This is a genomic window from Marinobacter salsuginis (assembly GCF_009617755.1).
GTDB classification, from domain to species: domain Bacteria; phylum Pseudomonadota; class Gammaproteobacteria; order Pseudomonadales; family Oleiphilaceae; genus Marinobacter; species Marinobacter salsuginis.
This window is the reverse complement of the sequence record NZ_BGZH01000001.1, coordinates 1,940,938-1,966,991: the sequence shown is the minus strand read 5'-3', so window position 1 is coordinate 1,966,991 and position 26,054 is coordinate 1,940,938. Positions and strand designations below refer to the sequence as shown.

Here is a 26,054-nt window from a genome sequence, read left to right as displayed (position 1 = left end):
AGCAGAGCAATGAGACACGGTGATATTTCCAGCAGTAACGATACCGTTGGCGTGGCGGTGGTGAACTACAAGATGCCGCGGCTGCATACCAAGGCCGAGGTGTTGGACAACGCCCGCAAGATTGCGGACATGATCAAGGGTATGAAAGTGGGCCTGCCGGGCATGGACCTGGTGGTGTTCCCGGAATACAGCACCATGGGCATCATGTACGACAACGAGGAGATGATGGAGACCGCGGCCACCGTGCCCGGTGACGAGACCGCCATCTTCTCTGCTGCCTGTCGCGAGGCCAATACCTGGGGGGTGTTTTCCCTCACCGGTGAACGCCATGAGGATCACCCCAACAAGGCGCCTTACAACACCCTGGTATTGATCAACAACGAGGGTGAAGTTGTCCAGAAATACCGCAAGTGCATCCCCTGGTGCCCGATTGAAGGCTGGTATCCGGGTGACACCACCTACGTGACCGAAGGCCCCAAAGGCATGAAGATCAGCCTGATCATCTGCGATGACGGCAACTACCCGGAAATCTGGCGGGACTGCGCCATGAAGGGCGCGGAGCTGATCGTGCGCTGCCAGGGCTACATGTACCCGGCCAAGGAACAGCAGGTGATGATGGCCAAGAGCATGGCCTGGGCCAACAACTGTTATGTGGCCGTTGCCAACGCCTCTGGTTTTGACGGCGTGTATTCCTACTTTGGTCATTCGGCCATTATCGGCTTTGATGGCCGAACTCTTGGCGAATGTGGCGAGGAGGATATGGGCATCCAGTATGCCCAGCTGTCGGTTAGCCAGATCCGCGATGCCCGCGCCAATGACCAGTCCCAGAACCACCTGTTCAAACTGCTGCACCGGGGCTACACCGGCGTGCATGCCTCCGGTGACGGTGACAAGGGCGTGGCAGACTGCCCGTTCGAGTTCTATCGCACCTGGGTCATGGATGCCCAGAAGGCTCAGGAAAACGTTGAGGCGATGACCCGAAAGACCGTGGGTACCGCCGAATGCCCGGTGGGCGAATTGCCGTTTGATGGCAAGGAAAAATCTGCAGGGGCATAAGCCCGGGAGGTGCTGATGCCGTTTATTAACGAACGGCTGGAAGCCAACCGGGAGTCCATCGAAAAGAACCGGGCCGCTTCAGGCCCGGTTCGTGCTTCCCGGTTCCGTTTCGAGCCTGATCTTGTCATGGCCCGCCTGCGGCAAAACATCGTCGGCCAGGACGAGGCCCTTGACGCCATGGAATCCATGCTGGTGCGGGTAAAAGCCGACATTGGCGAGGAAAACCGGCCGCTGGCGGTGCACCTGTTCCTGGGGCCTACGGGGGTGGGCAAGACCGAAACCGTGCGCCTGATCGCCGAAGCCATTCATGGCAACCGGGATGGCCTGTGCCGGATCGACATGAATACCCTGGCCCAGGAGCATTACGCGGCGGCACTCACCGGCGCGCCTCCGGGCTACGTGGGCAGCAAGGAAGGCCATAGCCTGTTTGATCTGGACAAGGTTCAGGGTTCCTTCAGCAAACCCGGCATCGTGCTGTTCGATGAAATCGAGAAGGCCAGCAAGGAAGTGGTCCGAACCCTGCTCAATGTGCTCGACACCGGCCGACTGGTCTTCCCCTCCGGCAATCGGGAGATCGACTTCCGCAACACCCTGATCTTCATGACCAGCAACGCCGGTGCCCTGGACGCTGAGACCCACCAACAGCGATACCAGCGGGGATGGCGGCGCTGGCTTGGTTTATCGCCCGGCAAGGGCGAGGCCATTCGCGATGCTGCCTTGCGACGCCATTTCGACCCTGAGTTTCTCAACCGGATTGACCAGATCCTCACCTTTAACCGCCTCACCGACAACTGGCTGGAAGCCCTGCTGGACATCGAGCTGGCGGGCCTCAATCGCCGGCTTTCGAAGAAACACGCGGAGCTCATTCTGTCGCCAGCATTACGTACTGAACTCTGCCGGAGTTACGACGCCCGCTACGGGGCAAGGGAATTGTTGCGAGCATTTCGCCAGCGCCTGGAGCCGGCGGTAGCGCGGGCACTGCTGGCCTATCCTGAGTGCCGTCGGTTCCGTGCCGGACTGAAGGGCAACACGGTCACCGTTGACCAATACGTCGAATGACGTAGTCACCGGGGGCATTTCGCGAATACCTCACCGGCACGGGATTCCGGATAGTAAAGGCGTTACCTAATCGTGCAAGCCAACACCAAGGAGCGCCCGTTATGGCTGAAACCATTATCAAGATCGATCTGAACAAGTCGGCTTATGAGAACGACAAAATCCACAACCGCTGGCACCCGGACATTCCGCTGGTAGCCACCGTCAAGCCGGGCGACGATTTTATCGTCGAGTGCTACGACTGGACCGGCGGCCAGATCAAGAACGACGACAGTGCCGACGACGTGCGGGATGTCGATCTCAGCCAGGTGCACTTCCTGTCTGGCCCGATCGGCGTGGAGGGTGCCGAGCCCGGCGACCTGCTGGAAGTGGACATCCTCGACATCGGCACCTTCGAAGAAAGCCAGTGGGGCTTCAACGGGTTCTTCTCCAAGCAGAACGGTGGCGGCTTCCTGACCGAACACTTCCCGGAAGCCCAGAAATCCATCTGGGACTTCAACGGCATGTTCACCAAATCCCGCCACATTCCCAACGTGGAATTTGCCGGCCTGATTCACCCGGGCCTGATCGGCTGCCTGCCCTCCAGGGAGCTGCTGGAAACCTGGAACAAGCGGGAAGCTGGCCTGGTGGCCACCGATCCTGAGCGTGTGCCGGAACTGGCGACACTGCCCAACGGCGAGACCGCCCACATGGGCCAGATGACCGGTGAAGCGGCCAAAGCCGCCGGCGCTGAAGCCGCACGTACCGTGCCGCCCCGTGAGCACGGTGGTAACTGTGACATCAAAGACCTTTCCCGCGGTTCCAAGGTTTACTTCCCGGTTTACGTGGATGGTGCCGGCCTGTCCGTGGGCGACCTTCACTTCAGCCAGGGCGATGGCGAAATCACCTTCTGCGGCGCCATCGAGATGGCCGGCTGGATTCACCTGCGGGTTAACCTGATCAAGGACGGCGTGAAGAAATACGGCATCAAGAACCCGGTGTTCAAGCCCAGTCCGATCAAGCCCCGTTACGACGACTATGTGATCTTCGAAGGCATCTCCGTAGACGAAGACGGCGGCCAGCATTACCTGGACGTGCATGTGGCCTATCGCCAGGCCTGCCTGAACGCCATCGAGTACATGACCAAGTTCGGCTACACCAAGGCCCAGGCCTACGCGATTCTCGGTTGTGCACCGGTGGAAGGCCACATCAGCGGCGTGGTGGATATCCCCAATGCCTGCGCCACACTCTGGCTGCCCACGGGCATCTTTGACTTTGACATCAACCCGTCCGCTGAAGGCCCCCAGAAGAAAGTCAGCGGGGGCATGGACGTACCGTTGTCGAAAGATAAGGAGTAATCACCATGCCTGTGTATGACTACAAGTGCCGGGAGCACGGCCTGTTCAATACCCTGGCTACCATGGAGGATGCGGCCAAGCCGGCGGAATGTCCGACCTGCAAGGCGCTTTCGCCCAGGGTGATCGTGTTGCCATCGCATATTGCGGCCATGGACCCGGCTAAAAGGGCGGCTGAGGACCGGAACGAGCGGTCCCGACACGAACCGGTTTTTTCCACCGCGGACCGACGGGCCCACGATAAGGAGCACAGCCGGGCCTGCGGCTGCGGCTCCCCGAAACCCGGTAAGTCCATGCTGTTCTACACCGCTGATGGGAAGAAGATGTTTCCCTCCATGCGGCCCTGGATGATCAGCCACTGATTGGCTGAGTTGATACTGTCACGTGTTTGGCCCCCTCTCCGGGGCCTTTTTTTATTCTGCTGGTTGTTCCTTCTGGATATCGTGTATATAGTGTTTTTATCCTTGGTCAAATACCAGATGTAGTGATCAGTGCGTAACCAAATCGGTCAGCGCGTGATCGCCCCACACATTCTGGTATCGGGAATCCGGTGAGACTCCGGAACTGACGCGCAGCGGTATTGGGGAACAAGCACGGCATTAAGACACTGGTTGATACCGGGAAGTCGCCGAGCGAGGCCGAATCGAACGATTCACGCCCCTGAGTCCGAAGACCTGCCAGGGATACGGAGCTTCACGGCTCCTGACTGCACCTTCGCGACCCAGGGTGAGCAGACCGGTTATGCCCAGCCATTCCTATGGCGAGGTGTGCCCCTGCGTACGCGATGGTGAAAGGAATTCAACGCGTATTCAGGAGAACACACATGTCCGCCTCAGCCCTGGCCGAACCCCGGCCAACCTCGCACACCGATACCGAATCCCTCCAGGTCATCAAGCGCAACGGCACGCTCGTAGGCTTCGACCCGTCGAAGATCAGCATTGCCGTGACCAAAGCCTTCCTCGCCGTCGAGGGTTACAAGGCCGCCGGCTCCGCCCGAATCAACGATGCCGTACATCGGGTGACTGACCAGGTGATCCAGGCCATCGGTCGCCGCCTGAAAGCCGGTGGCAAGGTGCATATCGAAGACATCCAGGATCAGGTGGAACTGGCCCTGATGCGGGCGGAGGAACAGAAGGTGGCCCGCGCCTACGTACTGTACCGGGAAGAGCATGCCCGCGAGCGTGCCCGCCATGCCCCGGTTGAGGCGCACCCGCACCTGACCGTGAAAAAGACCAGCGGTGAAATCGCTCCCCTGGATCTGGGGCTGATGAAATTGCAGGTGGAGCAAGCCGCCACAGGGCTGGAGGGCATTGACGGCGATTCCCTGGTGGACGATGCCCTTACCAATCTCTATGACGGCATCGCCGAGGAAGACGTGCTGTCGGCCCTGATCATGACCGCCCGCAGCCGGATTGAGCGGGAGCCGGACTACAGTGCCGTCACCGCGCGCCTGCTCCTTGAGCAACTTCGTCTGGAGAATGCCGCCGCCCTGGGCCTGCCCATCAGTCTGCCATTGGCGGAGATTTATCCACAGGCCCTGAGTGCCTTTATCGAGGCAGGTATTCGTTATGAACTGCTGGATGAAGCCCTGGCCGCTTTCGACCTGGAGCGCCTGGGAGCCGCCCTGAAACCGGAGCGTGACCTGCAGTTCGGCTTCCTGGGCCTGCAAACCCTGTACGACCGTTACTTCCTACACTGGAACAAGGCCCGCCTCGAGTTGCCCCAGGTATTTTTCATGCGCGTTGCCATGGGCCTGGCCCTGCGCGAAGACGACCCGAATGCCCGCGCCATCGAGTTCTACAACCTGTTGTCGTCGTTCGACTACATGGCGTCCACGCCCACGCTGTTTAACAGCGGCACCCGCCACTCCCAGCTGTCGTCCTGTTACCTGACGACGGTGGGCGACGACCTTGAAGACATCTACGGCGCCATCCGCGACAACGCCATGCTGTCGAAATGGGCTGGCGGCCTGGGCAACGACTGGACACCGGTTCGGGCGCTGGGCTCCCACATCAAGGGCACCAACGGCCAGAGCCAGGGTGTGGTGCCTTTCCTGAAAGTGGTGAATGACACCGCGGTGGCGGTAAACCAGGGCGGCAAGCGCAAGGGCGCGGTTTGCGCCTACCTGGAAAGCTGGCACCTGGACATCGAGGAATTCTTGGAACTGCGCAAGAACACCGGCGACGAACGCCGCCGCACCCACGATATGAACACCGCCAACTGGGTGCCCGATCTGCTGATCGAGCGCATGCGCGAAGACCGTGACTGGACTCTATTCTCCCCCAGCGATGCGCCGGATCTGCACGACCTGTACGGCAACGCCTTCCGGGAACGCTACGAGCATTACGAGGCGCTGGCCGAGCAGGGCAAGATCAAGCTGTTCAAGAAGATCCCGGCCAAGCAGCTCTGGCGCAAGATGCTGACGGTTCTGTTCGAAACCGGCCACCCCTGGATTACCTTCAAGGACCCGTGCAACCTGCGTTCTCCCCAGCAGCACCGGGGCGTGGTGCACAGCTCTAACCTGTGCACCGAAATCACCCTGAACACCAGTGCCGACGAGATCGCTGTATGCAACCTCGGTTCCGTGAACCTGGCGGCTCACATCGCCAACGGCGAGCTGGATGTGCAGCGCCTGGAACAGACGGTAAACACCGCCGTGCGCATGCTCGATAACGTTATCGACATCAACTATTACGCCGTGCCCCAGGCCCGCAAATCCAACCTCAGGCATCGCCCGGTCGGCCTTGGCCTCATGGGTTTTCAGGACGCGCTCTATCAATTGGGCCTGCCGTATTCCAGCCCGGAAGCGGTTGAGTTTGCCGACGTTGCCATGGAGCAACTCAGCTACTTCGCCATCCGGGCGTCCGCCACGCTGGCGGGTGAGCGAGGCGCCTATGAAAGCTATGAGGGTTCACTCTGGCAGCAGGGCATCCTGCCGATCGACTCCATCAATCTGCTGAAGGAAAACCGCCGGGAAGGGGATCTGTCTGTGAACAGCAACGCCCGGCTGGACTGGTCGCCGGTGCGTGAACTGATCGCGAAAAACGGCATGCGCAACAGCAACGTCATGGCCATCGCCCCCACGGCGACGATTTCCAACATCGTGGGTGTGTCCCAGTCCATCGAACCGGCGTACCAGAACCTGTTCGTGAAATCGAATCTCTCCGGCGAGTTCACGGTAGTGAATCCGTCCCTGGTGCGGGATCTCAAGGCCGAAGGTCTGTGGGACAACGTGATGGTGAACGACCTCAAATACTTCGACGGCTCCGTTCAGCAAATCGACCGCATCCCGGCGGAACTCAAGGCCCGTTACGCCACCGCCTTCGAAATCGACGCAAGATGGCTGGTGGAAGCCGCCGCCCGGCGCCAGAAGTGGCTGGACCAGGCCCAGAGCCTGAATTTGTACATGGCCGAACCCAGCGGCAAAAAGCTGGACGCCCTGTACCAGCTGGCCTGGGAACGTGGGCTCAAAACCACCTATTACCTGCGCTCCCTGGGCGCCACTGGCGCTGAGAAAACCGCCCCGGTTGCCGCACCGCAGCCGCAGGTTTGCAGCATCGATGATCCCGACTGCGAAGCCTGTCAGTAACTGCTCACTTAACGATTGCGAGGCATAACCATGCTTGATTGGGACGACGAACCAAAAACCGAATCCAAAGCCACGCATCCCGGTGCCCCGGCACCGGTGAACGTGGACGACAAACGCGTTATCAATGGCGAAACCGACATCAACCAGCTGGCACCGTTCAAGTACCCCTGGGCCTGGGAGTACTTCATGAACGCCAACAAGAACCACTGGACCCCACTGGACGTGAACATGGCCCAGGACGTTCACGATTACCATCACCGGCTGACTGCGCCGGAAAAACATGTGTACGAGAACGTGTTGGCTTACCTCACCACCTCCGACATCCTGGCCATGCGCAACATCGGCCTGGCGGTGATGGAGAAGATGAGCGCGCCCGAGCTGCAGATCTACCAGGCCCGGCAGGTATACGAGGAGGCCATGCACACCTGGGCCTACCAGCACTGCATCGAAACCCTCAACCTGGACCAGAGCGAGATCTACAACCGCTACCGCGTGGTACCCGCCATCAACGGCAAGATCCAGATTGCCAACCGCCGGCTGGATGCGGCCATGCGCCCGGACATGAACCTGCGTAACAAGGACGACCTGCAGGAATTCATCATGTCCTACCTGTTCTTCGCGGCGGTGTTCGAAGGCACCTGGTTCTACAACGGCTTCAGCCCCATCTTCGCCCTCCAGCGCCGTGGCCTGATGCGAGGCACCGGCGAACAGCTGCAGTACATCCTGCGGGACGAGGCCATGCACTTCTCATTCGGCCTGAAAGTGGTCAACCAGATCGTGGAAGAGGAGAACATCACCTTCGACCCGAAGGCCGTGCGCGAGATGTGGGACGAATCCGAAGCCGCCGAGAAGGCCTATGCGGACTACATCCTGCGGGACCCGATACTCGGCTACTCCGCCGAGTATCACAGCGAACAGTTCCGTTTCGTGGCCAACCGCCGTGCCCGCACCGTCGGACTGGAAGAGCCGTTCCCTGGGGCGAAGAACGTGTCGCCCTGGCTGGACGAGCAGGCCACCTTGCGGAAGGAAAAGAACTTCTTCGAGACACGGGTGATCGAGTACCAGACCGGTGCTCAGTTGGAGTGGTAAACCCGCCTGAACAGCCGGAGTTATACGAACACGTTCGCATAACTCCGGGATACCCGGTGCGAAATGAAGGTAACTATCTGCTAGGGTTGAATCAGTCACAATGGCCGGCGGAGATATACGAACGCGTTCGTATAATTAGCTGTTATAAGCACGGGGCAATTAGGCTCCGGTAAAAGTAGGTGAGAGTTTTTGGGAGAACTACTGTTTGACGGGTTGTTTAGGGGAGGGATTCGCTTCCTCGCAAGACTTCTCGGTTGTGAGCAAACCTGCGAAGGCGGTACAGGACTCCTTCTGTTGGTCCTTTTGCTGATCTTGTTCATTTGTGTAGTGGTTCTTGTAGTTGGCCACCTTCGGAAACCGGCCAAGAAGAAAGGTCGCTGAAACCGTGCCTTTTATAACAAGGCAATTAAATACGTTCCGGCCTTTGGCCTCCACCGGACGCCCTTTTCAGGGCGCCGTTTATTGCTGGCGTTAAATGCCGGTGATAGCCAGGTCCAAAGCTCCAACAATCTGGTCTCTGAAATGTGAGAGAGAGCCAATAGGGCTCTTGAGATGTTTTTCAGGCACGGAGGAAATTTGCGGAGTTAGCAGCAACAGCTCTTGATCGGCAAAGCTGATTTCGGGGGTGAGCCCTTGCATGGCTTCGCCACCGAAGGCAGAACGTTTGCCCAAAGGGATAACAATGCGAGTTGCCAAATCGCTCAGAAGGCCGCTTTGAATATCCACAAGGTAAGGATAGTGAGCCTTGCTGATTTTGCTCGGGTTGGGGTACACATCGAACTGTGCCATCAAAAATCCCTGAATTCGTCGCCGAAGCATCCATGTTGTTCGACGAAATCGTTGTAGCTTTTTATCGCAGCGCGGTTCTCTTCAACCCATTGAGCGGCTTCGCGTTTCGAAAGCTCTTCTTTCAGAGCTCGTTCCAGGGTGGCAGACAAGTTAATGTTCAGTTCCCGGGTCTTACGCAGAAGATCGCTATTGATTGAGAGGTTCGCTGCCTTTTTGGGGGCGGCTGAGTCATAGAGTTCGGCCATGAGGGCCTCCCAGAAGATTTACAATACAAAGCTTGATCCTATGCGCATCGCTGTGCGCATGCAAGCAGTTAACCAATGGCTCTTGTCGGACGTGCCTACGCTGGCGCTCTGTCACGCCGCAAAGTCAAGGCGTTAGAACTCAGAGAGGAAACGAATGTTTGTTGCCGTTTATGAGTTTGAAATCAAGGAAGGGGCAGAGACTTCATTTCGCGAAGCCTGGCTTGAGGTGACGAAAGCGATCTATGAGCACTGTGGCAGTTTTGGTTCAAGACTCCACACTTCAGACAAGCCGAATATCCTGGTTGGTTATGCTCAGTGGCCTGATCGGGAAACGTGGGCGAAAGATCGTCACGTAATCGATGAAAAATATCACAGGGCACGCAAACAAATGCTCGACTGCCTGGTTCAATCGAAAACTGTCTATGAATTGGAAGTCAGTGACGATTACTTGCGTGCCGGTCAGTCCCGTAGTCCCAACCAGGACTGACTGACCGCCTTCCCCTATTCAGCAAGACGCGCAACCTTCTCCATGCCATATCTCACTTCAGGCTGCGCGCACGGCTACCCTCGTTCCATTGAACGCCGCATTGCCCGTCAGTGCGTCAATGCGCCCGGAATCAGTGACGTCGTTCATGCTTACGCCGGGTTGTCCCTCGGCGATCGACATGGCGGTGTCGGGCCGGTTGTGGCCCCAGCCCTGGGGCATGCTGATCACACCCTCGAACATATCGTCGTCGATTTCCACCGGCAGGTTGATGCTACCGGAAGCCGACGTAACCGTGGCCAGTTGTCCGTCTTCAAGCCCGATTTTGAGTGCATCTGACGCGTTTATCTGCAAAGTGCACGGGTTCTTGCCTTTTACCAGCCGGTGGGAGTTCTGGGTCCAGGTATTGTGGCTGCGGGGCAGGCGGCGGCTGATCAGCGTGAACGGATAGTCGCTGTTCTCATCTGCCTGCAACAGGCCTGAGGCATCCAGGCGTTTGAGATCGTCCAGATACAGCTGCGGAGCTAACCGGATCTTGCCGTCTTCGGTCTGGATGCGCTGCGCCAGGCAGGGCTGCAGCGGTCCCAGATCCACGCCATGAGGGTTGGCTTTCAGGGTCTCCAGGCTCATGCCCTCTTTTCCGTAGGCGCCGTGTTTCAGGCCCAGATCCAGCATGGCCTCCGGAGTCACGCCATCGTTTTCCAGGCCCGTTAACTGCAGGGCCAGATCCCGCAGAATTTCCCAGTCGTGTTTCTGGTTTGGCGCCTTTTCGAACATCGGTTCCGAGAATTTCGCGGTATTGCGAACGGCGAAAGAGTTGAAGAACACATCGAAGTGCGGCACTTCCAGCCCGGTCGTGGCTGGCAGGATGATGTCGGCGTGACGGGTGGTTTCGTTCAGGTAGATATCGACCGACACCATGAAATCCAGGGCATCGAAAGCGTCTTCCAGTCGGGCTCCGCCGGGCGCAGAAAGCACCGGATTACCGGCGATGGTAATCATCGCCCGGATCTGGCCCTCGCCCGGAGTGAGGATCTCATCGGCCAGGGTGGCCACGGGGAATTCGTTGTTGAAGTAGGGCAGTTTTCGCACCCGGGACTCGTAACGGCCATAGGAACTGGGCTTGCCCTTTTTGTCCCGCACCAGATCAAAGGCCGGCTGGGGGAACATGGCGCCGCCGCGGCTATCGAAGTTGCCGGTAAGAATGTTCAGCACGTTGTTCAGCCACTGGCAGAGGCCGCCGAACGACTGCGTCGAGGCGCCCATGCGGCTGTAGCAAACCGCACTTTTGGCGGCGGCCATCTCCCGTGCCAGCTCGCGGATGGCGCTAGCGCTCATACCGCAGGCGTCCGCCACGGATTCCGGAGCATGAGGTTTGACGGCATTGGCCAGTTGCTCCAGCCCGTCAATCCGGTCTTCCAGGTGGCCAAGGGTAACCAGCTGTTCCTCGAACAGGGTGTGAACCATGGCCAGCATGAACAGGGCATCGGTTTCCGGGCGGATGAACAGGTGCTGGTCGGCCTTTTTCGCGGTTTCGGTGCGCCGTGGATCAACCACCACCACCTTGCCGCCCCGTTGCTGGATGGCTTTCAGGCGTTTGCCCACGCCGGGGGCGGTCATCAGACTGCCGTTGGAGACAATCGGGTTGGCACCAATGATCAGCATGAAATCCGTATGGTCGATGTCCGGGACCGGAATCAGCATGCCGGCACCGAGCATGTAATTGGAGGCCACGTGGTGCGGTAACTGGTCGGCGGAGGCGGAGCTATAGCGGTTATTGGTGCCCAGCGCTTTGAAGAACCGCGGCAGCATGATGGCGTTGCCGAAGTTATGGGCGTTTGGATTACCCAGATAAACCCCGACCGCATCCTGCCCGTGTTCCTGCTGGATGCCCCGAAACCGCGAGGCGATTTCCTCAAACGCTTCCTCCCAGCTGATTTCCTGCCAGCCGTCGGCGGTGCGCTTCATCGGTGTTTTCAGGCGGTCCTTGTCATTGTAGAAATCCTGCAGTGCAACGGCTTTCGGGCAGATATGGCCGTGGCTGAACGGGTCGTTGTTGTCGCCCTTGATGGACAGGATCTCGCTACCCCGATGCTGGATTTCGAGGCCACACATGGCTTCACAAATATTGCAGGTGCGGTAATGGGTCTGGGTGTCGGTCATGGCAAACACTCACTCGGGATATTGTCATTATTGATTCTGGCAGTGTGGCACAGGCCGGCGAAAAATCAGACGGTCATAATTCACACAAAACCGGTCAATCCCGCCAAATGATGTTTCTCCCGGTGCCTGAAAGACAGCCTGGTTTTTCATCGTACAATAGCGCCATGGCCAGATCTTTTTACCGTCAGGGCCCGGACCACCGTGCCGGTGCGCCGGTTACCTTTCTCGACGTCCGCCGTCGTTTCCAGTTCCGTTCCATCGAGCTTGGCCGCTGGGTCACCGAGCCGGAGAAACAGCGCAGTGCGTCGCTGTTCTACGATGCCCTGTGCGACCTGATGACCATTCTTGGCGGCACCGAGTCGCTGGTGTCCCTGCGCGGCACCCTGGCGTTGCAGTACGGAATTGGCGGCCGGCCCGGCGTGTCGGCCCATTACACGCCGGCTACCCGCAGTTTCTCACTGGCCAAGAACGCGGGCCCCGGCAGCATTGCCCACGAGTGGTTTCACGCCTTCGATCATTACATCGGCGAGAAGCTTTTCGGCGAGGCCGAGAGAGGCCAGTTTGCGTCGAAACTCTGGCTAGGCCGCGACGATGCGATTCGTCACCCTTTGAATGACCGTCTGCAGGCCTGCTTTAAAGCGGTTTTGCTGGACGAAGACGGCGCAGAGCCCAGCGAGCTCTTCCGTTGCTCGATAAAGGCCGACAAAGCGGCCGGGATTCAGTACTTCAGCCTGCCCGAAGAACTCTGCGCCCGGGCATTTGAGGCCTTTGTGCAGGATGCCGACGTAAAGAACGCCTTTCTGGTAAGCGGAACCCGGGAATCCGAAGAGGCAAAACTGGGTCTCTATCCGGTTGGCGCGCAACGGGAAAGAGTCAACCGCGCGTTTCACCGTTATTACACGTCTCTTGGCCGGGCGCTCCGCTTGGCAGAGGAGTAAACGTCTCCTCGGCCCGGGACTTGTCTTTCAACATCTAGCCAGGCTTTGAGATCTTCAAGTGACTTCGGTGGGCAGATCCAGTAGCCCTGGAGCATTTCGGCTCCGAGCGATTCAAGGAGGCGTGCCGATTTTTCGGTCTCAATGCCTTCGGCAACCACCCGATAACCGAGGCCCTGGCCCATACTGATGGCGGTTTCCACGATCATCCGGGCGCTGTCGCTGGACTCGATGTCCTGCAGCAGGGTGCGGTCCAGCTTTATTTCGCTGGCTGGCAGCTTCTTCAGGTAGGAGAGTGAGGAGTAACCGGCGCCGAAGTCGTCAATCGAGAGCTTGAGCCCGATCGCCGTCAATTCATTCAGGGCTTTCAGGCCTCGGTGTGGATCGTCCATGGCCGCGGTTTCGGTGAGTTCGATTATGACCTGTTCCGCCTTTAGCTGATATCGCTTTATGCGGGTTTCAAACAGGCCAATCAGTTCTGGAGAACTGAGGTCGCGAGCGGAGATATTCACTGAGATGGTCAGCTCCGGATCAATCTCGTGGAGTGCCTTGAGATCGTTCATCGCCTGATCCACCACCCAGCGTGTCAGGTGTTTGATCACACCGGTTTTCTCCGCCATGGGAACGAAGTCGATCGGTGGCACCCAGCCCCTTTCCGGATGGTGCCAGCGAATCAGGGCTTCCACACCCACCACCTTGCCCGTGGCCAGACTGGTTTTGGGTTGGTAGTAGAGTTGGGTCTGATTGTTGTGCAGAGCCTCCCGAAGGTCAGACATCAATGTCAGCCGGCTCTCGTCGTAGATATCGTTTTTCCGGGAATACAGACCGGTCTGATGGGGACCGTGAGGTGCCATTTCCATGCCAACGTGGGCGTTGCGGATCAGGAGAGCCGCTTTTTTTCCATGTTCCGGAAAGCTGGCGGCACCGAACCGGGGGTTGGGTTCTATGGCGATGTTGTCCAGTAACACCGGTTCGGCCAGTTGCTTCAGTGCATTATCCAATGATTTGAAATCGTCCCCCGTTTTGCCGATATCCACCAGCAGGCCAAAGCTGTCTCCGGAAAGCTGATAGACCAGCTCCTCACGACCTTCGGAATTGACGGTGGAGTGAACCATCGGTAGTTCGGCTGCCAGCTTGATCATCTGTTCTGCCATTGCTTTGAGCAGGCGCTCACTGCGGTCGAGGCCCAGGGTGCGGTTGATTTCCTCAAGCTGGGTTATGCGGGTAACCCCAACCATGAAGCGGCCATTGGGGTGTTGCCGGAATTGCTCATCCACCATCCACTCGAAGCGGTTGCGGTTTGGAAGACCGGTAACCGGGTCATGGGTGAGCGCTTCATTCAACCGGGTCTGGGCATCGCTGCGGGCTTTCTGCTGTTGCAGGATGTCGGCCTGGGCCTGGATTTTCTGCTCCCGTTCCCGATAAAGGCGGTCGGCAAGGGCGAGCGTGAGAATGAAAGCTTCGAGCCCGGATCCTATCTGCATGGCGTATTCGGTAAAGAAGTTCTCCGGCAACAGGCCAAGAGCGCGACCGGCCGTTGCCGATACTCCTACCGTGAGTGGTGTCCAGGCAATGGTGAAGAAAATGCCGGCCCGAACACCGGCGGCCCAGGTGACAGGACCTGCCACCAGCAGCAGCGAAAAGAATCCGAATGCGGAGATCGCCGCAACCCGGATGCCGGTGTCGTAGCTCAAGAGTGGAGCGCTCAGGAAATACAGGATCTCGAACGCCAACATAGCTTGCAGAGCGCGGTAAAGCCGCGGGCTATGTGAGCGGACTTTCAGAAACTCCATGCAGAACAGCAGTGAAAACATCGCCAGGAAAGGAATGGAGAGCATCAACACATGGGCATGCAGAAACGGTGATTCCGGATAGATATGCTGGAGGGTGTAACCGCGAACCGCGGCAAAAAACAGGAAATACCCGGATATGGCCAGCGCGTAGTACAGGTACAGCCGTTCCCGCAGGGTCAGAAACACGGCCAGGTTGATCAGAATGATGACCGCCAGGCTGCCGTAGTAGAAAAAGTGCAGTTTTTGCTCGTTGGCGGCGGCCTCGTAAAACTCACTCTGATGCCATATCTGCAGCGGCACTACCATCGTGCCTTGTGTTGCTACCCGTATGTAGAGCGTTTTCAGGTTGTCCGGTGCCACCTGGAATCTGAACAGCATGCTGGGATGGTCAACATCCCTCGGATAGAAGGGGCGGGTATCGCCGGTGCGGAATTCGCGAAGCAGTGTGCCCCCGGAGAGCTCGTGGAACACCACGTCATCGAGCTGCGAGTAGGCCAGCTCGGCGATCAGCAATTGGTCACGATCGGTCTGGTTATGCAGCTCAACCCGCAGCCAATAGGCGGAATCGGTGATGCCAAAGGTGGCTTTGCCAGTGGGCCTGTGTTGCCAGGCGGATTCTGGAAGAGCGCGAACCTCGGCCAGTGTGGCGTTGGCACCGGTGTCTTCCCAGTACTGGAAGTGGCTCTCAATCGGTGTGCCAGAGACCACCGAAACCGGGCCGGCATCCGCGTGGACAGACTGGAACACGCTCAAGGCCAGCATCAGAACAAGGATACGCAGAGCATTGCTGAGGATCACGAACAGTAGACCCCGTTATTTAGCCAGCAGGCTTTTATTTTTGTCTCAAAGTTCAGCTTATCAATCTTTCTGCGCCAGAAAAGCCGCCAACCGATATTTAATGTAGCGAAATGTCTCATATTTCGAGTTTTCCAGCGTTTCCTGCGCGCGCCCCGGGCTCCCGGTGACCAGGCTTGCCTGTCTGGATGGCGGCGCATCTGCTACGTTTAAGGGGTAAAACCTATCCCGAGGAGGCCTCCATGTTTGTCGCTGAAAAAGCAACCGGGCACCTGATTGAAGTACTGGATACCCAGGCACTGTTTGATCCCCATGTCCAACAGGTTCGCGGCAGCCTCCATTACGGGGAAGAGGCGCAGGACCCGGAATCCTTTGCAAAATCGGACCTGGCCTTTCCCTCCGGTGAAGCGCTTCCTGTGTGCTGGACCAATCCCGACTACCGCCGACAAAGCTGACACTTGCTTACCCCTCCTGTAGCCACCACAGGGTCGCGCTAGCGTCGCCCTGAGATTGGCTATTTTTTGCACAGGTTTGAATTTCTTATCCTGCTTCTGTAAACTTTTTGTTAATTGAACGTTCAATTAATAAAAAGCAGAGCCAAGTCGCGCTGCTTTTCAACACCGGAATCAAGACGAGTAACCGAAGCCGCCATGCCAAAAGTTGGGGTTAAAGACACACGCAAGCAGCAACTGATTGAAGCCACCATGGATTCGATTGCTGAGCTGGGTATGCAGAACACCACCATTGTCAGCATCAGCAAGCGGGCGGGTATGTCCTCCGGGATTATCAGCCATTACTTCGGGGGCAAGCAGGGTCTGATTGAGGCAGCTCTGCGTTATCTGCTGGATCAATTGGGCAAGGAACTGCGGGAGCGCATGGCCAGGACCGACCGCTCCCCCGAGCAGCGGCTGAACTGCATCATCGAGTCGAACTTTTCTGAGTTCCAGCGCTCGGCGTTGGCCGCCAAGACCTGGCTGAGCTTCTGGGCCCGATCAATGCATGAGCCCGGGCTGAAGCGATTGCAGCAGATCAACAATGCCCGGCTCTACAGCAATCTGCGGTACTCGTTTGCGCAGGTGCTCGAGCCAGACGCAGCCACAGAGGCGGCCCGGCAAACCGCAGCAATGATTGACGGTTTCTGGCTGCGCAGTGCCCTGAGCCTGGACCCGGCAGAAAGCTTTGAAGCCGGCGAGCGGCTCTGCAAGAAATTTGTCCACGAGACACTGGCCCAGGCCACCGCCTGAGCCGCGATAGATTCAAATGGCCCACAAGGCCTGAAGACACCGAACCGAGGTATCTGATTACTATGTCTGCATCTCTTCCTGTTGTTCAGAATTTCGTCCATGGCCGTTTCCTGGCCAACAGCACCGGCGAAACCTTCCCCGTGGTAAACCCGGCCACAGGCCAGGTTATCTACGAAGTGGAAGTGGCGGATGAATCCGTGCAGCAGGCTGCCATTGAAAGTGCCCGCGCCGGTTTTGCCGAGTGGTCTGCCATGACTGCCATTGAGCGCAGCCGGATTTTGCTTCGGGCGGTTGCGCTTCTGAGAGAGCGTAATGACGAATTGGCTGCCGCAGAGGTGCGCGATACCGGGAAGCCCTGGCAGGAAGCAGAAGCCGTGGATGTGGTCACCGGTGCCGATGCGGTTGAGTTCTTTGCCGGCCTGGCACCCTCCATCGAAGGTAACCAACAGGACCTGGGCGGTGATTTTTACTACACCCGCCGGGAGCCCCTGGGCATCTGCGCCGGCATTGGGGCCTGGAACTACCCGATCCAGATTGCCTGCTGGAAATCCGCGCCGGCCCTGGCCTGCGGTAATGCCATGATCTTCAAGCCATCCGAGGAAACCCCAATGGGTGCGGTGAAGCTGGCGGAGATCTTTACCGAAGCCGGTGTACCGGCAGGCGTGTTCAACGTGGTGCAGGGCGCCGCCGAGGTGGGCCAATGGCTGACCCATCATCCGGAGATTGCCAAGGTCTCCTTCACCGGCGAAGTGGCTACCGGCAAGAAGGTAATGGCAGCGGCATCCTCCACCCTGAAAGACGTCACCATGGAGCTCGGCGGTAAATCCCCGCTGATCATCTTTGACGATGCCGACCTGGAAAACGCCATCTCTGCCGCCATGGTGGGCAACTTCTACACCCAGGGCGAGATCTGCACCAACGGTACCCGGGTGTTTGTCCATGAAGATCTGTACCCGCGTTTCATGGAACGCCTGCTGGAGCGCACCCGCAAGAACATCAAGCCGGGTGATCCGATGAATCCGGATACCAACTTTGGCGCCCTCATCTCGGCAAAACACCGGGATCTGGTGCTCGATTACATCGCCAAAGGCCTCTCTGAAGGGGCCACCCTGAGCCACGGCGGTCGGGCCTTTGAGCCGGAGGATTCCAAAGGCGGCTATTTCGTGGAGCCCACCATCTTCACCGACTGCACCGATGACATGACCATCGTGAAGGAAGAGATCTTCGGGCCGGTGATGTCGGTGCTCACCTTCCGCGACGAGGACGAGGTGATTGCCCGGGCCAACAACACCGACACCGGTCTGGCCGCGGGCGTGTTCACCAACGACATCCGCCGGGCGCACCGGGTGATTCACCAGATCCAGGCCGGTATCTGCTGGATCAACAGCTACGGTGCCTCCCCGGCGGAAATGCCGGTGGGCGGCTACAAACTCTCCGGCATCGGCCGGGAAAACGGGCGCGAGACCATAGCGCATTACACCCAGATCAAGTCCGTCTACATCGGCATGCAGGATCTGGATGCCCCGTTTTAAGCCCGCAAGCCACAGAGGAGAACGCGTATGACAGAAAACCGATACGACTACATCATCGTGGGTGCGGGTTCCGCCGGTTGTGTATTGGCCAACCGCCTGACCGAGGACGCGCGCCACCGGGTGCTGCTGCTGGAAACCGGCGGCAGCGACAAGAGCATCTTCATCCAGATGCCCACCGCCCTGTCCATTCCCATGAACACCAAGAAATACGCCTGGCAGTTCGAGACCGAGCCGGAGCCGTATCTGGACAACCGCCGCATGCATTGCCCCCGGGGCAAGGTTCTGGGGGGCTCTTCCTCCATCAACGGGATGGTGTATGTCCGTGGCCACGCCCGGGATTTCGACGAATGGGATTCCGAAGGCGCCACCGGCTGGCATTACCGGAATGTCCTTCCGTATTTCAAAAAAGCCGAAACCTGGGCCTTCGGCGGCGATGATTACCGGGGTGATAAAGGCCCGCTCGGTGTGAACAACGGCAACAACATGCAGAATCCGCTCTACAAGGCCTTTATCCAGGCGGGTTCCGATGCTGGATATTTCGAAACCGGCGATTACAACGGAACCCAGCAGGAAGGCTTCGGCGCCATGCACATGACCGTGAAGAACGGTCGTCGCTGGTCCACTGCCAACGCCTATCTTCGCCCGGCCATGGAGCGCCCGAACCTGACTGTGGTCACCCATGCCCTGGTCCACAAGGTATTGCTGGACGGCAAAACCGCCACCGGTGTCCGTTACGAGCAGGGTGGCAAGGTACACGAGGCGAAGGCCGCCGAGGAGGTCATCCTGTCGGCCGGTTCCATTGGCTCACCCCACCTGCTTCAGCTGTCCGGAATTGGCAAGCGTGAGGTACTGGAAAAGGCTGGTATTGAGGTAGCGCACGAGCTACCCGGCGTTGGTGAGAACCTGCAGGACCACCTGGAGTTTTACTTTCAGTACCGCTGCAAGCAGCCGGTGTCGCTCAACGGCAAGCTGGACTGGTGGAACAAGCTGAAGATTGGTGTTCGCTGGATTCTCCGTAAGGACGGTTTGGGCGCCACCAATCACTTCGAGTCCTGTGGCTTTATCCGGTCCAAGGCCGGCGTCGAGTGGCCCGACCTGCAATATCACTTTTTGCCGGCAGCCATGCGCTACGACGGTAAAGAAGCCTTCAACGGAGACGGATTCCAGCTGCACATTGGCCACAACAAACCGAAAAGCCGTGGCTTTGTGCATGTGCAATCGGCCGATCCGAAACAGGCACCGACCATCCGCTTCAACTATCTGCAGCACGAGGCAGATCGGGAAGGCTTCCGGGATTGTGTGCGCCTGACCCGGGAAATCATCAATCAGCCGGCCATGGACGAGTATCGGGGCGCGGAGATCCAGCCCGGTGCCGAGGTCCAGACCGACGAGGAAATCGATGCGTTTGTCCGCCAGGCGGTGGAGAGCGCCTACCACCCGTCCTGCTCCTGCAAGATGGGCACCAACGAGCTGGCGGTGGTGGACCCGGAGACTCGGGTTCACGGCATCCGGAATCTCAGGGTGGTGGATTCGTCCATCTTCCCGACCATACCGAACGGCAACCTTAATTCGCCCACCATCATGGTGGCCGAGCGGGCAGCCGACCTGATTCGGGGCAGGGAGCCCCTGCAGCCTTCTGATGCCCCTGTGGTTATGGACGACCAGTGGCAGGTGCGTCAGCGCCCGGGACAGGCAAAGCGCGCGCTCGCGTAGCGCGTCGTCATCCCGCCCGGTCGTGCAACGCGCCCGGGGTTTTGCAAGCCCTCAGGATTTCCCTATCAGCGCGACGGTGTTCTGCCGTTTTCGGGCGCCGGATAGGCAAGTCCTGGGTTTGTGTCCGATTCGAACCAAGTAGAGGAGGAACACCCATGCTGTTTATCAAAAAGAAAGAAAGTAACCGGAGGACGTTATGACACTCTGGTTATCCGCAGGTCTGATATTTACCTTCGCCGCCATTGCCCTGATTCTGTACAAATGGTGGGACATCCAGTGCATTGGCGTCACGCCGGTTCGCACCTTCACCTTTATTGCCATACTGTTCACGTCCGGTCTTGATGTGGGCCTGATCATGTTCCCGCTCACCGAGTTTGGTGGTTATGGCGATCTGTCTGCCAGCCCGGAGTATGGTTTTGCCAACCCGCTGGCCATTGAGTTCGGGTTCTGGGCATTTCTGATCTGGGGCTTCTATTTCCTGACCTGTTTTTACTTCGCGATCATCGAGCCGCGGGTGAAGTTCTTTGAAATTCCGCTGGTGAAGATCGTTAACAACGTTGTGATCATCGGCACCTGCGCTTTCACCGCCTATCTGTTGCTGGTGAACCTGCCCTGGTATCTGCCCATGCTGGGTGACGGCGAGTCCGTGGTACCGGCGTTCTACTTTATCGTGTTTGCTGCGATTGGGCTGGCGGTCTACTCCAGCTCCAAGATCAAGTATGTGCGCATCCTGAGTCTGGGCTCGAGCCTGCTGTTCATTGCCCTGATTGCGGGCATGTGGTTCCGGGCGTTTGTCATGGGGGCCGGCTCGCCGGCAGATTTCCTCGGCACCGCCGGATTGATCGGCGAATACTTTGCCAACATTCATCAGTTTGTCCTGCCCATCAATGACTACCACGAGTTCTACCTGTTCTGGTGGTTTGCCTGGAGCATCATGATCGGTCAGTTTACGGCCCGCTTCGTTAGCGGTATTCGTACCTGGCAGTTGCTGATTGCCATGCTGGTGGTGCCGTCCATCGCCATTGGTGTGTGGTTTACTGTGCTTTACCACTATCATGCGGAAGGTTTGCAGATTGCGGCGTTTACCAACCTTGCCATGATCTCGGTGGGCGTGTTGATGGTGGTGAACTCACTGGATTCGCTGATCCGTCTGTACACAGACAACCTGAATCTCACCGCCCAGCGCCTGGGACGGGCGAATTACGTGGTGTTCAATTTCCTCGCGATGGTGGGTCTGACCATGCTGTTCCAGCTGGATTTTCTCCGGATTCAGTGGGTAGGCGCCCTGGTGATCGCACTGTATTTCGGCTGTTTCGTCTACATCCTGGCGAAGAAGCGGGCCGAAGTGGCTGCCATTAAAGCGTCACCGAAAGAGAATATTCTGGACTTTGGCAAGATTGAACTTGCCGGTTAAGACCCCATAAATAGGCAGAGCCTATCCTTGGCTTGGAAATTATCAATTTTATCGCGGCGCTGCATGTCAGTACCTTTAGCGTTGTAAATTCATCCACTTATTGAATCCATCAACAAGGAGTTATCTTTAATGGGCATCATTAACAGCGAGATCAAGCCGTTCAACGCTACCGCTTTCAAAAACGGCGAGTTCGTTGAGATCAGCGAAGCCGATGTAAAAGGCAAGTGGGCAGTATTTTTCTTCTACCCGGCCGACTTCACTTTCGTTTGCCCGACTGAGCTGGGCGACGTTGCGGACAAGTACGAAGAGCTGCAGAAGTTGGGCGTTGAAGTGTTCTCTGTGTCCACCGACACCCACTTCACCCACAAGGCATGGCACGATGCTTCCGAGACCATCGGCAAGATCCAGTACTACATGGTAGGCGACCAGACCGGCACCATCACCAACAACTTCGGTGTAATGCGTGAAGGCCAGGGCCTGGCAGACCGCGCCACCTTCCTGATCGATCCGGACGGCGTTATCCAGGCTATGGAAATCACTGCCGAAGGTATTGGCCGTGACGCTGACGACCTGATGCGCAAGGTCAAAGCGGCACAGTACGTTCGCAAGCATCCTGGCGAAGTATGCCCGGCCAAGTGGAAAGAAGGCGAGGAAACACTGGCTCCGTCTCTGGACCTGGTTGGCAAGATCTAAGCTCTCCTTCCGGAAAGCTTATGAACGAAAAACCCCGGATTTTCCGGGGTTTTTTGTGTCTGAAGAAAAGCGATCTCTCAGAGCGACTCGAGAATGGTCTCGGCGCTGGTCAGATCCAGCCCCTGCGGGTCGACGTGTAGCTGCTCCACCTTGCCATCGTTGACGATCATGGCATAACGCTGGCTGCGAATGCCCATGCCGTTGGCGGTACGGTCCTGGGTCAGGTCCAGAGCCTTGGCGAATTCTGCCAGGCCATCGGCCAGCATGACGATCTCGTCGGCATTGTGGGCCTTGCCCCAGGCGTCCATCACGAAGGCGTCGTTGACCGAGGTGCACACGATGGTGTCCACGCCCTTCGCGCGCAGCTTGTCGGCGTTCACCACAAAGCCAGGCAAATGAGCGGCTGAACAGGTCGGTGTGAACGCACCCGGTACGGCGAAAAGTACCGCTTTCTTACCGGCAAAGAGCTCGCTGGTACGGATTCTCTCCGGCCCTTTTTCGCCCATTACCTGAAGTTCGATATCTGGCAGGGTATCACCCGGCTGAATTGGCATTGCTCTGGTCTCCACGGTTGTTCTTGTTGAAATAGTCGGCGCCGCGGGCCTTGAGGCGATAGAACTCTTCAATCACGCCGGCCATCGCCTCTTCGGAATACGGTCGCAGACCACTTAATACGAGCCGTTTGGTCACTTCGCCCACCGGTTTGCCGTTAGCGGTAAGGCGGTATTCCAGGAAGACATTGCCGCGCTTGCCGGCCTCTTCCAGTGTCGCGTTGTGCAATTCGAGCTCAGGGGACGGAAGATCGAGGTTGTCCAGAGCCAGGCTCATGCTCTCGTACATCACCATGGGGCGATCGGGATTGAACATCACCCCGTTCGACTCCATCAATGGTTTCAGGGTGTGGGGGAAATTCTTCCCCGAGGCCGCCACATAGGCGCGGGTAATGGCCTCGATCAGCTGTTGGTCGTTGGTTGTGGCGCCACTGCGGGCCACTTCAATATAGACCTTGCCGGCATCGTCGCAGACCTCAATCGTATCCCCGGTTTCGACGAATTTGAGAGGTACATTCTCTCCGAGCAGGCTGCGGAACCGGAAGGTCATGTTTTCCGACAGTCCGAAGCGCGCCAGCACGATGGCAAACAGCAGGTCGCCTGGCACACAGAAACGGCGGGCATCCGGATCATGGATGGGATTGAAATCCCCGGCGATTTCCTTGGCGAACTGGCTGGCTTGCAGAGCGGAAATTACGACGTGTCCGTCCTGGACGGAGTGGAAACGGTCTAGAAACATGCGTTGCCTATTCTGGGTACCGGAGAATGATGTTGCGACATTATGACAACATCATACTGCGGCAGGCTTTCGGTGGATATGCGCTATTGGTCAAGTCCCGGGCAGAGGCAAGTCTCAAGATATAGCAAAGTTCTATCAAACAGTTTGGGTCAATTAATTTGAGCATCGGGTAGCCGGACCGTATCTTTGCACCAACTTCAATTGACCACCGTATTTTTTCAAATACTTAGTTTCGAAATTTAAAGGAGAAGTCGGAATATGTTGGATGCCAATATCAAGGAACAGCTCAAGGCCTACATGGACAAGCTGCAGCAGCCGATCGAGCTGGTTGCGGCCTATGACGACAGCAAGAAGTCCCAGGAACTCCGGGAACTGCTGGAAGAACTGGAACCCATGTCTTCCAAGATCAGCCTGCGCACCGAAGAATCCAATGATGTGCGTCGTCCTTCCTTCGCCATTAACCGTGTAGGCACCGATATTGGCGTCCGCTTTGCCGGCATTCCCATGGGCCACGAATTTACCTCGCTGGTACTGGCCTTGCTTCAGGTGGGCGGCCACCCCTCCAAGGCTTCCCAGGATGTGATTGAGCAGATTCAGTCGCTGGAAGGTCGGTTCGAGTTCGAGACCTATTTCTCCCTGTCCTGCCAGAACTGCCCGGATGTGGTTCAGGCACTGAATCTCATGAGCGTGCTGAACCCGAACATCAAGAACACCTCCATCGACGGAGCCTTGTTCCAGGATGAAGTGGAGCAGCGCGAAGTCATGGCGGTGCCCAGCGTTTACATGAACGGTGAGCCCTGGGGCCAGGGCCGTATGACCCTGGAAGAGATTGTCGCCAAACTGGACACCAGCTCCAGCGAGAAAGACGCCGAGAAGATCAACCAGAAGGATACCTTCGAGGTTCTGGTGATTGGTGGCGGGCCGGCCGGCGCCTCTGCCGCCATCTACGCAGCCCGTAAGGGAATCTCTACCGGCATCGCAGCCGAGCGTTTCGGTGGCCAGGTGGCTGACACCATGGGCATCGAAAACCTGATCTCCGTACCTTATACCGAAGGCCCGAAACTGGTCTCGGCCATGGAGCAGCACGTCAAAGAGTACGACGTGGATATCATGAACATGCAGCGCGCCGAGAAGCTGATTCCAGCCTCGCGCCCGGGCATGCCCCACGAAGTGCGTCTGGAAAACGGTGCCACCCTCAAGGCACGCAGTCTGGTTCTGTCCACCGGTGCTCGCTGGCGCCAGATGGGCGTACCGGGAGAGGAAGAGTACCGCAACAAGGGCGTGGCCTACTGCCCGCACTGTGACGGTCCCCTGTTCAAGGGCAAGCGTGTTGCCGTAATCGGCGGTGGTAACTCCGGTGTGGAAGCCGCCATCGACCTGGCCGGTATCGTGGGCCACGTGACCCTGATCGAGTTCGGTGCCGAAATGCGCGCTGATGAGGTCCTGCAGAAGAAACTGCGCAGCCTGAAGAACGTGGAAATCATCACCTCCGGACAGACCACGGAGATCACCGGTGAAAACGGCAAGGTAAATGGCCTGAACTATACCGACCGTAAGTCCGGTGAGCAGCACCACATCTCCCTGGAAGGTGTGTTCGTGCAGATTGGCCTGGTGCCCAACACCGAATGGCTCAAGGGTGACATCGAACTGAGCCAGCACGGTGAGATCATCGTCAACGATCGCAATGAAACCTCTATTCCGGGTGTCTTTGCGGCGGGCGACGCGACCACTGTGCCCTACAAGCAGATCGTGATCTCCATGGGTGAGGGTTCGAAGGCCGCCTTGAGCGCCTTTGACTTCCTGATCCGCAACTCCGTGGATGAAAGCGAAGGCGAAGCGGCGTAAACCAGAAAACAGCCGCCTGATGAGAGAGAAGCACCGGAGCGATCCGGTGCTTTTTTTATGGCTAAACCCACAGGTTTAACAAGGTTTTTCTGGCACAAGTGAAACGTCGTTGTCATACTTCCAGTCCTGTATGAAAAATAGTCACTTTTACCGTCATGGACCGATGCGCGTGGTATGAAACGCTTCCTCCTGTCTATCCTTGCGTTACTGTTTGGTGCAAGCATCCTGAGCGCCCCTGCAGTGGCCGATCCGGCCGTTCGGATTGCGGTTCCGGACATCACCAGTCTGCTGACCGAAAACGGCGACGGGGTTTACCAGAAAATCCTCTATCGGGCCCTGGATGGTCTGGACGTCACAGTGAGTGAAGAGTTCTATCCCTACAAACGGGCGATGCTGGTGTTCGAGCAGCGGGGCGCCGACTGCATCTATTCTTTTACCGAAGTTCTCGAGCGGCGGCTGGGGGAAGACGCCGTTGTCGCGAGTTTTCCCCTCGGCAAGTTCACTTACTATCTGTTTACCCCGCCGGGTGACGAGCCCGTCAGTGCTTTGTCCAAACTGGAGGGCAAAACCGTAGGGGCGGTCATTGGCCATGAGACCTATCTGGATGGGGTTTTGGAGGCTCACAATGTCGATGTGGTCTGGTCCAAGAGTGATGCCCAGAATCTGGCCATGCTTGAGCATCAGCGATTTGGCGCTATGATCGCTGCCGTTCCCGATGTGCGTCCGTTCCTGGACAAGCTCAGCTACGATCCTGCAAGTCCGCTGCTTGAAAGTTATGACCGGCTAACCTGTCACAACACACAAGCCAACCGGCAATTCCTCAGAAGCCTGTCGGCCGAGATGAAGCGCCTGAAAAACGCCGGCGTCTATGAACAACTGGCCGGAAAGCTCTATGTCGAATTTGAAGAGCCGGCCGCCGCGGCTGAACCTTCTTCCCTGAACTGAGACTTCGGTTACGCATCTCCGCTTGTCTGTTACACGGCAGGTCGGTAGCT

22 protein-coding genes and 1 riboswitch are annotated in these 26,054 nt (G+C 57.9%); of the genes, 16 read left to right on the top strand and 6 right to left on the bottom strand.

From position 1 onward, the window contains the following. Nucleotides 1–9: 9 nt before the first annotated feature. The 6 genes from GJU83_RS08985 to GJU83_RS08960 all read left to right on the top strand — a co-directional run bounded on the left by GJU83_RS08985 (nt 10) and on the right by GJU83_RS08960 (nt 8,124). Nucleotides 10–1,056, top strand: a complete 1,047-nt coding sequence (locus GJU83_RS08985) for an aliphatic amidase (RefSeq protein ID WP_069182377.1) — start codon at nt 10–12, stop codon at nt 1,054–1,056. A 15-nt stretch (nt 1,057–1,071) separates the two neighbouring features. Further along, a complete protein-coding gene (locus GJU83_RS08980) occupies nt 1,072–2,115 on the top strand; it encodes an AAA family ATPase (RefSeq protein ID WP_153634143.1) in 1,044 nt (347 codons plus the stop codon). A 101-nt stretch (nt 2,116–2,216) separates the two neighbouring features. Continuing rightward, the gene (gene fmdA, locus GJU83_RS08975; protein ID WP_053113347.1) at nt 2,217–3,449 is read left to right on the top strand and encodes a formamidase; all 1,233 of its coding nucleotides are present in this window, start codon (nt 2,217–2,219) and stop codon (nt 3,447–3,449) included. 5 nt (nt 3,450–3,454) lie between these two features. Next, a complete protein-coding gene (locus GJU83_RS08970) occupies nt 3,455–3,808 on the top strand; it encodes a zinc ribbon domain-containing protein (protein ID WP_069182375.1) in 354 nt (117 codons plus the stop codon). Between the two features lie 155 nt (nt 3,809–3,963). After that, nucleotides 3,964–4,142: riboswitch (cobalamin riboswitch) on the top strand. 127 nt (nt 4,143–4,269) lie between these two features. Next, complete coding sequence (locus GJU83_RS08965) at nt 4,270–7,035, top strand: ribonucleoside-diphosphate reductase subunit alpha (RefSeq protein WP_153634142.1); 2,766 nt, start codon at nt 4,270–4,272, stop codon at nt 7,033–7,035. A 30-nt stretch (nt 7,036–7,065) separates the two neighbouring features. Continuing rightward, nucleotides 7,066–8,124 (top strand): ribonucleotide-diphosphate reductase subunit beta, encoded by a 1,059-nt coding sequence (locus tag GJU83_RS08960; protein WP_069182373.1) that lies wholly within the window; start codon nt 7,066–7,068, stop codon nt 8,122–8,124. A 471-nt stretch (nt 8,125–8,595) separates the two neighbouring features. Here GJU83_RS08960 and GJU83_RS08955 read toward each other — a convergent pair whose 3' ends face one another. Together GJU83_RS08955 and GJU83_RS08950 are read right to left on the bottom strand one after the other, a co-directional pair. Then, nucleotides 8,596–8,913, bottom strand: a complete 318-nt coding sequence (locus GJU83_RS08955) for a CcdB family protein (RefSeq protein WP_069182371.1) — start codon at nt 8,911–8,913, stop codon at nt 8,596–8,598. After that, on the bottom strand, nt 8,913–9,158 hold the full coding sequence (locus GJU83_RS08950; RefSeq protein WP_069182370.1) for a type II toxin-antitoxin system CcdA family antitoxin: 246 nt from the start codon (nt 9,156–9,158) through the stop codon (nt 8,913–8,915). The genes GJU83_RS08955 and GJU83_RS08950 overlap by 1 nt, the downstream gene beginning before the upstream one ends. A 154-nt stretch (nt 9,159–9,312) precedes the next feature. On the opposite strand from GJU83_RS08950, the gene GJU83_RS08945 reads away from it, so the two are divergent. Then, nucleotides 9,313–9,645, top strand: coding sequence for a putative quinol monooxygenase (locus tag GJU83_RS08945; protein WP_069182369.1), 333 nt, complete (start codon nt 9,313–9,315; stop codon nt 9,643–9,645). A 57-nt stretch (nt 9,646–9,702) separates the two neighbouring features. Here the strand turns inward: GJU83_RS08945 and GJU83_RS08940 are convergent, their stop codons facing one another. Then, nucleotides 9,703–11,805 (bottom strand): molybdopterin-dependent oxidoreductase, encoded by a 2,103-nt coding sequence (locus GJU83_RS08940; protein WP_069182368.1) that lies wholly within the window; start codon nt 11,803–11,805, stop codon nt 9,703–9,705. 164 nt (nt 11,806–11,969) lie between these two features. Between GJU83_RS08940 and GJU83_RS08935 the strand changes: the two genes are divergently transcribed. After that, a complete protein-coding gene (locus tag GJU83_RS08935; RefSeq protein WP_069182819.1) occupies nt 11,970–12,743 on the top strand; it encodes a CLCA_X family protein in 774 nt (257 codons plus the stop codon). Here the strand turns inward: GJU83_RS08935 and GJU83_RS08930 are convergent. After that, on the bottom strand, nt 12,701–15,331 hold the full coding sequence (locus GJU83_RS08930) for an EAL domain-containing protein (protein WP_153634141.1): 2,631 nt from the start codon (nt 15,329–15,331) through the stop codon (nt 12,701–12,703). The genes GJU83_RS08935 and GJU83_RS08930 overlap by 43 nt on opposite strands. Nucleotides 15,332–15,570: 239 nt before the next feature. Between GJU83_RS08930 and GJU83_RS08925 the strand changes: the two genes are divergently transcribed. The 6 genes from GJU83_RS08925 (at nt 15,571) to ahpC (ending at nt 21,924) form a co-directional block, all read left to right on the top strand. Then, nucleotides 15,571–15,783, top strand: coding sequence for an acetyltransferase (locus tag GJU83_RS08925; RefSeq protein WP_153634140.1), 213 nt, complete (start codon nt 15,571–15,573; stop codon nt 15,781–15,783). Nucleotides 15,784–15,978: 195 nt separating this feature from the next. Continuing rightward, complete coding sequence (gene betI / locus GJU83_RS08920) at nt 15,979–16,572, top strand: transcriptional regulator BetI (protein ID WP_153634139.1); 594 nt, start codon at nt 15,979–15,981, stop codon at nt 16,570–16,572. A gap of 62 nt (nt 16,573–16,634) precedes the next feature. Beyond that, nucleotides 16,635–18,104, top strand: coding sequence for a betaine-aldehyde dehydrogenase (gene betB, locus GJU83_RS08915; RefSeq protein WP_153634138.1), 1,470 nt, complete (start codon nt 16,635–16,637; stop codon nt 18,102–18,104). A gap of 27 nt (nt 18,105–18,131) precedes the next feature. Next, nucleotides 18,132–19,817 (top strand): choline dehydrogenase, encoded by a 1,686-nt coding sequence (gene betA, locus GJU83_RS08910; RefSeq protein WP_153634137.1) that lies wholly within the window; start codon nt 18,132–18,134, stop codon nt 19,815–19,817. Between the two features lie 196 nt (nt 19,818–20,013). Continuing rightward, nucleotides 20,014–21,231 carry a choline transporter gene (locus GJU83_RS08905; RefSeq protein WP_069182362.1) on the top strand — a complete coding sequence of 406 codons (1,218 nt, stop codon included), beginning with the start codon at nt 20,014–20,016 and terminating at the stop codon, nt 21,229–21,231. A gap of 129 nt (nt 21,232–21,360) precedes the next feature. Further along, entirely contained in the window at nt 21,361–21,924 is a 564-nt protein-coding gene (gene ahpC, locus GJU83_RS08900) for an alkyl hydroperoxide reductase subunit C (RefSeq protein ID WP_069182361.1), read from the top strand. 77 nt (nt 21,925–22,001) lie between these two features. Here the strand turns inward: ahpC and GJU83_RS08895 are convergent, their stop codons facing one another. Further along, entirely contained in the window at nt 22,002–22,478 is a 477-nt protein-coding gene (locus GJU83_RS08895) for a peroxiredoxin (protein WP_153634136.1), read from the bottom strand. After that, nucleotides 22,459–23,214, bottom strand: coding sequence for a DUF3581 domain-containing protein (locus tag GJU83_RS08890; protein ID WP_153634135.1), 756 nt, complete (start codon nt 23,212–23,214; stop codon nt 22,459–22,461). The genes GJU83_RS08895 and GJU83_RS08890 overlap by 20 nt, the downstream gene beginning before the upstream one ends. Nucleotides 23,215–23,472: 258 nt before the next feature. Here GJU83_RS08890 and ahpF point away from each other — a divergent pair, with 258 nt between their 5' ends. Continuing rightward, the gene (gene ahpF / locus GJU83_RS08885) at nt 23,473–25,059 is read left to right on the top strand and encodes an alkyl hydroperoxide reductase subunit F (protein WP_069182358.1); all 1,587 of its coding nucleotides are present in this window, start codon (nt 23,473–23,475) and stop codon (nt 25,057–25,059) included. 174 nt (nt 25,060–25,233) lie between these two features. Next, nucleotides 25,234–26,004, top strand: a complete 771-nt coding sequence (locus tag GJU83_RS08880; RefSeq protein WP_069182357.1) for a transporter substrate-binding domain-containing protein — start codon at nt 25,234–25,236, stop codon at nt 26,002–26,004. The last annotated feature ends 50 nt before the right edge of the window (nt 26,005–26,054 follow it).